Here is a 6,818-nt window from a genome sequence, read left to right as displayed (position 1 = left end):
ATTTTTTTATTTATAACGAGACGTTTATTAAGTGAACCCATTTTTAAAAATTAAAGATGAAAAAATATAAGTATATGAAAAAAACAACCATACAAGCTTTTGAGCTAGTATGGTCGTTTGATTTTTAGGACTTTTTTTACAGCCCCTTTTTTGGCATACATAGAAGTATAAAAAAACAAAAAAATGAGAAAACTAATAGTTAAAGCATTTTAATATCTTTAAAATTAGAAGATAAAAAACAATCTTAATGATACAAGTTATGATATAATAGATTGAAAGTTAAAAGTAAATGTTTTACAATAAAAACACAAGGAACATTAAAAGGAAGTGAATGTAATAAACGCATATGTTTTTTTTATAGGATTATGTATTGGAAGTTTTTTAAATGTATGCATAAGTAGAACAATAAAAGATGAATCAGTAGTATGGCCAGCATCTTATTGTGATAAATGTGGTAATAGGTTAAAGGCTATAGACCTAGTGCCAGTAGTAAGCTATATAATTTTAAGGGGTAGATGTAGAGGATGTCATGAAAAGATATCTAAAGAATATCCTTTAGTAGAGTTATTGAATGCTTTTTTATATCTGTGTATTTATGAAAAATATGGCTTAAGTTTTTATTTTATAAAGTACTGTATAATTGCATCTATTGTGATTGTTACAGCTATTATAGATATAAAAACTTATAATGTATACACTAAAATATCTATATTTGCTTTGGTTTCAGGAATCTTATTTAATATTATAGGATTTCTATTTTTTAATATAGAAATTAATACATATATAGTTGGAGCTATTATATCCTATTTGGCATTACTTTTTATTGCTAAAGTAACAAGAGCCATGGGAAAAGGGGATGTGGATATAGCATCTGTATGTGGCTTATTTTTAGGAAGTAAATTTATAATTTTAACTATGTTTATTGCAATTATTTTAGGTGGAATAGCAGGAGTTTTTTTGATATTTTTTAAAGGTAAAGATAGAAAAGATAAGCTTCCGTTTGTACCTTTTATAGCTATAGGAACTGTTTTATCTATATTTGTAGGAGATTATTTAATAAATTGGTATTTAAATTTTTATTTATTATAAGGGAGAAGTAAATTATGCTGAAAAATAGTAAGAAGGGATTTAGTCTTATAGAGCTATTGATAGTGCTAGCTATATTATTTGGCTTTTTATTAGTGGTATTTCCAAAGATGAAAACATCAAAAGAAGTATCAAATATAAAAAAGGATATTTCTACAGCAATTAGCATAAGTAATGAAGCAATTATTCTTCAAAAGCAAGGAGTAGAAATTTCAAGTAGCTCATGGAATAAAGCATCTGATATTAGGGTTATTAGTAGAGATGGAAGTGAAAAGACTTTAGCTGAATGTGCATCAGTTAATGTAAAGGCTCAGGCTAAAGAAGTAAAGGGATGTGACTTTTATGTAAAACTTGATGAAGAAGGAAAAGTATTAGTATCAATTAAAGAGGGATCTAGAAAAAATGCAGATGGAGAACCTATTGAAACCTATGTTCAAGTTTATCCAGAAGTTTATGCAGATGAACCATATAGATCAAATTATTAATATTATTTAAAATAAACATTGAGAATAGATAATAATATATCACTGTAATGGTAATAATAACAGAAGAAATTTATTGTCATGAGGTGGAATATGGAATTAAAAGATAGTAAAACAAAAGAAAATTTATTAAAGGCTTTTGCAGGAGAAAGTCAGGCAAGAAATAGATATGAGTATGCATCAGAAGTTGCTAAAAAGGAAGGATTATATATAATAAAAAACTTATTTGAATATACTGCTAATCAGGAAAAAGCCCATGGGGAAGTTTTTTATGGTGAATTAAAAGAATTTAATGGTGAAAATATAGAGATTAAAGGCACTTATCCCATAGGTAATTATGACAGTACATTAAAACTATTAAAGGATTCTGTTCATAATGAATTTGAAGAATATAATAACATTTATAAAGATTTTGCTAATATAGCAAGAAATGAAGGTTTTGAGCCTATTGCAGCTAAGTTTGATAAAATAGCAGGCATAGAGAAAATTCATAGTGAGAGATTTCAAAAATATTTATCTTATCTAGAAAGTGGTATGTTATTTAAAGATAATGTTGATGTACAATGGATATGTACAAATTGTGGATATATATATGAAGGAAAAGAAGCTCCAAAGGTATGCCCTGTATGTGCTTATCCACAGGGATATTATATGAAATTTACAGAAAGTGATTTTAATATAAAGATAAATTAAGATAATTGGCTTTCTAAATATTCTTCATATTTGTTCTCAACAATATTTTATTAAAATTGGCAAGAACACTCGTGACTTTAGTCATGAGATGAATTGTCAAGGCTAGTAAGCGTATAGAGAAACTTGTATGTAATCGTAGCTTAAATACAAATACGCAACGAAGAAACTGAATTGCTGGAAATGCGTAAAGCTAATTAGACCACAACGTAAATATGAAATAAAGTTAAGCGTCAAGGTACGGTAGGGATAAGATATAGTCTGTATTTAATAGAAATATTAAGAAGTTCATAAGAGAACTGCGTAAGGTGTAGCGACCTTTCGTGAACGACAACTTTCATTAGTTTTAAGTGCTAAAGCCTCGAAAAATAGAATATCAAAACTTATAATATTATTTTTACTATATATTATTGTTTCGGTAAAATATGATATAATCATCTCGGATAAGGAGGTGAGAATATGTATTTAACTGTAAAGCAGCAGATTAAACATCTGTCAAAGGAAGATTATAATTCCCTTAGAGAACTTTGTCACATAGCAAAGAATCTAACCAATGAGGCAATTTATAATGTGAGACAGTATTATCTTACTGAGGGCAAGTATTTAAACTATCAGAAGAATTATGCTCTTTTAAAGATATCTGATAATTACAAATTACTTAACTCAAATATGGCCCAACAGATACTTAAAGAAGTAGATGGCACATTTAAGTCATTCTTTGGATTGCTTAAATTAGCTAAAAAAGGAAAATGTTCCTTCAAGGATTGTAGATTGCCAAAATATCTTCCGAAAGATGGATATGTCGCTCTTGTAATAGGTTTTGTAAGACTTAATGGGAATAAACTTATTCTGCCATTTTCAAATACCTATAAAAAGACACATAAATCTATTGAAATTACCATACCACCTGTATTACTAGATAAAAAGGTTAAAGAGATTAGAATTATTCCAAAGGCTAATGCTAGGTTCTTTGAAATTCAGTATATTTATGAAGCTGAATGTGTAAAAAGAAATCTTAATACATCAAATGCACTGGCAATAGATCTTGGCATTAATAATCTTATAACTGCAGTATCAAGTAAAGGTGATACATTCATAATTGATGGTAGAAGACTTAAGTCTATAAATCAGTGGTATAACAAAGAAAATGCTCGCTTACAAAGTATTAAGGATAAACAGCATTACAGTAAAAAGCCAACTAACAGACAAAAGGCTATTACTCGTGATAGAAACAATAAGGTTAATGACTATATGAGTAAGGTTGCTCGTAAGGTGATAGATTATTGTATCTTAAAGGATATAGGCACTCTTGTAGTTGGTTATAATGAAACATTCCAAAGGAGTTCTGATATGGGTAAGTCTAATAACCAGATTTTTGTAAACATACCTTATGGCAAACTTCGTGAAAAATTAGAATACCTTTGTAAGCTTAATGGTATCATCTATGTTAAACAGGAAGAAAGCTATACATCAAAGGCATCATTTTGGGACAGAGACGAAATTCCTGTATACAACGATGATAATCCAAAGACTTACACATTCAGTGGAAAGCGTATCCACAGAGGAATGTATCAGTGTACTAATGGTAAGGTACTTAATGCAGATGTAAATGGAGCATTAAATATAATGCGTAAAAGTAATGTTGTGAGCTTAGATACTCTATACAGTAGAGGCGAACTGGACGCGCCTGTAAGAATAAGGGTTGCCTAATAAGTGGGTGAAAGCTTAAATACCAAACTTCTTAAATGGTGTTAGAAGTAACACTTAGAACCCTACGACTTTAGTCGTGGGAGGTTCAGTATAGTATAATGAGAAGGACTAATATAATGAGAAGGACTAATTAGAAAGGATGATTACATATATGAAGGTTTGTGTAGATAATAAAGAATATTTATTAGATAAAGAACATTTCGGTGGATTTTTAAATGATGAAGAAAATCCAATTAATAATATTGATGAAGAATTCATACTTAATATTCTTGAGAAAAGAAATCTTGATTTTGAAAAAGCATATTATAGTGCACCATGTACAAAGTGTGAATCAGGAGGAAAGAATAAGTTAAGAGCATATCCCTTTTATGAATATCATTTCTATTTATATACTAAAGACAGAAATGTTGTATGGAATAGTTTTAAAGTTGAAGAAGAAGGTTATAGCTTTACTAGAATGGAAAGAGAAGGCAAGGCTGATGACAGTTATATAGTAAGTGTAATTATCTGTGCAGAATGTGGAGATTACGAAATAGAAGTTGAACAATTTGAAGTTTAATATATAAGGCTTATAAATATTAAGTTTTAAGACATAATATTTATGAGGAGTGATGATTATGAAAAATAAAGATGGTTTAGGAAACGGAATGCAAAAAGGTGAAAGAAGACAAAGACTTCATAATAAGCAGGACAATGTAGGAAATCCTAAAAAACACGATTTTTTTGAAAATCACAACGGAGACTCAATAAAGTAAAAAATAGGATGCTTTAAGTAAGCATCCTATTTTGTTATTTAAAATAATCGTTTTACGGCTAAAATCATAAGTATTATTCCTGATAGCCAGGATAAATTTAAGTTTGATTTTTCAACTAGTTTTTTTCCAATAATCTGGCCTAAAGATACAGCGACAACACCTATAACAAAACATAAGATTACTGAATTAAGATATTCAGAGCTTCCAAGGCTATCACCAAAACCTACAGCAATGCTGTCAAAGGATAAGGCTGAAGCTAGATATAATGATTCTTTTATTGTTAATACTTTAGAGTTATCAAAGTCTGCTATAGTTTCATCAGCGTATACTTGCAATACAAAGTTTAAATCAAAAATTTTAAATTTAAGAGGTTTAAGTAGTTTATTTTTTTTAGCAATGTAATTTTTAAAGAGTCCTTCAAAAAATCGATATATCCCTATTATCATTAGTATACAAAAGCTTAGTATTATAGCAAGGTTTGTAGGTAAAAAATCTTTTATAAAACTTCCAAGAAATAAGGAAATACCGAGGAATATTGAGCCAATAATGCTTATTACAATTGAAGCATAAAAAGGGATTTTTATTTTGTTTGTTCCATAGGCAATGCTAGCAACAAAAGCATCTATACATACAGAAGAAACGAGTAAGAGAGATTCAATCACAGCTCATACCTCGACAAATTTCTAGTTAGTAATATGTTATGACTTAATTATGCTTTTAGTTACTTATTTTTATGTGCTAAGTTAGAACTTTCGATATTATTTGATTTTTCAAATTTTGAAGGAGATACATTACAAACTGTATTATTAGCCTATTTAAAAAGTTTTTTTAAAACATAAAAACCATATTTATACAGAGTATTTTTTAAATATTTTATGATATAATTAAGTAAACGTATTAAAAGAGGAAGAAAGGGTGGTTACTGTTTTATGTACAAGATTATAGCTATTGATATGGACGGAACATTACTTAATGATAAAAAAGTTATTACGAAAAGAACAAAGGAAGCTTTAATAAAGGCTAGAGAGAAAGGTATTAAGGTTGTTTTAGCATCAGGAAGACCAGTAGATGGGTTAAAGAGATATTTAGAAGAATTAAATTTAATAAGTGATGATGAATATGTTTTAAGCTTTAACGGGTCATTAGTTCAAAAAGTAAAGTCAGAAGAAGTTTTATACGAGATAGGACTAAATGGTAAGGATCTTCATTATTTATATGATATAAGCTGTAATTTAGGATCAAATATTCATGCTTTTTCTCCTACTAGAGGATTAATAACTCCAAAAATCAGTGAATATACAGAATTAGAAGCAGAATTAAATAATATTGATATAAATGTTTGTGATTTTAATGAAGTTGCAGAAGATGAACATATAGTAAAAGTTATGCTTATAGATGAAAAAGAAATTATTGATAGAGTTATTGAAGAACTTCCAAAAGAAGTATATGAAAGATTTAAAGTTGTAAGAAGTACTCCTCATTTCTTAGAGGAAATTAATAAAGAATCAGGAAAAGCAACTGGACTAGCAGCCTTAGCTAAATATTTAAATGTATCTAAGGATGAAATAATTGCAGTAGGAGATGCTGAAAATGATTTAGATATGATTGAATATGCAGGTCTTGGAGTAGCTATGGGAAATGCTTCCGAGTCAGTTAAGAAAATTGCAAATTACATAACAGCAGACAATAATAATGACGGAATTGCAGAAATTATTGAAAAGTTTATTTTAAATAATTAAATATTTACATAAAATAGTAAAGGCGTGTCTAAAGATTTAAGATTTAGACATGTCTTTTTATATTAAAAAGTTAGTTTTTTTATATAAATTATAAGGCTGTATTGTGAATAAAAGTGATAAAAATAGGCAAGTATCTAAACAAATGATTATAAGGAAGTGATTGATTTGTGTTCAGATAACTATTTTAAAATTCTAGAAAATATAAAGCTTTTAAGTAATGCAGCTAAAAGGAAATTATTAATAGATATAAGCATTTTAATTAGTGTTTCAAATAATAAAGAAACAACAGAATTAATTTGCCCTCATTGTAAAAATAAATACATAGTTAAAAATGGTAAGAATAAAGAAACTCAAAG

Annotated in this window: 9 protein-coding genes; 8 read left to right on the top strand and 1 reads right to left on the bottom strand. The window is 28.1% G+C overall.

Annotated elements, in window-relative coordinates:
- Positions 1-327: 327 nt before the first annotated feature.
- The 6 genes from BM384_RS14325 (at position 328) to BM384_RS17775 (ending at position 4,723) form a co-directional block, all read left to right on the top strand.
- Positions 328-1,089, top strand: a complete 762-nt coding sequence (locus BM384_RS14325; RefSeq protein ID WP_090014575.1) for a prepilin peptidase — start codon at positions 328-330, stop codon at positions 1,087-1,089.
- 14 nt (positions 1,090-1,103) lie between these two features.
- A complete protein-coding gene (locus BM384_RS14320) occupies positions 1,104-1,571 on the top strand; it encodes a type II secretion system protein (protein WP_090014574.1) in 468 nt (155 codons plus the stop codon).
- Positions 1,572-1,661: 90 nt separating this feature from the next.
- Complete coding sequence (rbr, locus tag BM384_RS14315) at positions 1,662-2,261, top strand: rubrerythrin (RefSeq protein ID WP_090014572.1); 600 nt, start codon at positions 1,662-1,664, stop codon at positions 2,259-2,261.
- 456 nt (positions 2,262-2,717) lie between these two features.
- Positions 2,718-3,968 (top strand): RNA-guided endonuclease InsQ/TnpB family protein, encoded by a 1,251-nt coding sequence (locus tag BM384_RS14310; protein WP_090014571.1) that lies wholly within the window; start codon positions 2,718-2,720, stop codon positions 3,966-3,968.
- Between the two features lie 151 nt (positions 3,969-4,119).
- The gene (locus BM384_RS14305) at positions 4,120-4,527 is read left to right on the top strand and encodes a DUF3785 family protein (RefSeq protein ID WP_090014570.1); all 408 of its coding nucleotides are present in this window, start codon (positions 4,120-4,122) and stop codon (positions 4,525-4,527) included.
- A gap of 58 nt (positions 4,528-4,585) precedes the next feature.
- Positions 4,586-4,723, top strand: a complete 138-nt coding sequence (locus tag BM384_RS17775) for a clostri-philic family protein (protein ID WP_175537401.1) — start codon at positions 4,586-4,588, stop codon at positions 4,721-4,723.
- Between the two features lie 38 nt (positions 4,724-4,761).
- Here BM384_RS17775 and ytaF read toward each other — a convergent pair whose 3' ends face one another.
- Positions 4,762-5,385, bottom strand: a complete 624-nt coding sequence (ytaF, locus tag BM384_RS14300; protein ID WP_090014569.1) for a sporulation membrane protein YtaF — start codon at positions 5,383-5,385, stop codon at positions 4,762-4,764.
- Between the two features lie 267 nt (positions 5,386-5,652).
- On the opposite strand from ytaF, the gene yidA reads away from it, so the two are divergent.
- Both yidA and BM384_RS14290 read left to right on the top strand, forming a co-directional pair.
- Complete coding sequence (gene yidA / locus BM384_RS14295; RefSeq protein WP_090014567.1) at positions 5,653-6,462, top strand: sugar-phosphatase; 810 nt, start codon at positions 5,653-5,655, stop codon at positions 6,460-6,462.
- A 165-nt stretch (positions 6,463-6,627) separates the two neighbouring features.
- On the top strand, positions 6,628-6,818 hold a 191-nt coding region (locus BM384_RS14290; RefSeq protein ID WP_207650732.1), incomplete at its 3' end, for a hypothetical protein.

The organism is Clostridium sp. DSM 8431 (assembly GCF_900116755.1).
GTDB lineage: Bacteria > Bacillota > Clostridia > Clostridiales > Clostridiaceae > Clostridium.
Note: the sequence above shows the minus strand (reverse complement) of the source record. Positions and strands in the feature narration are given on the sequence as shown.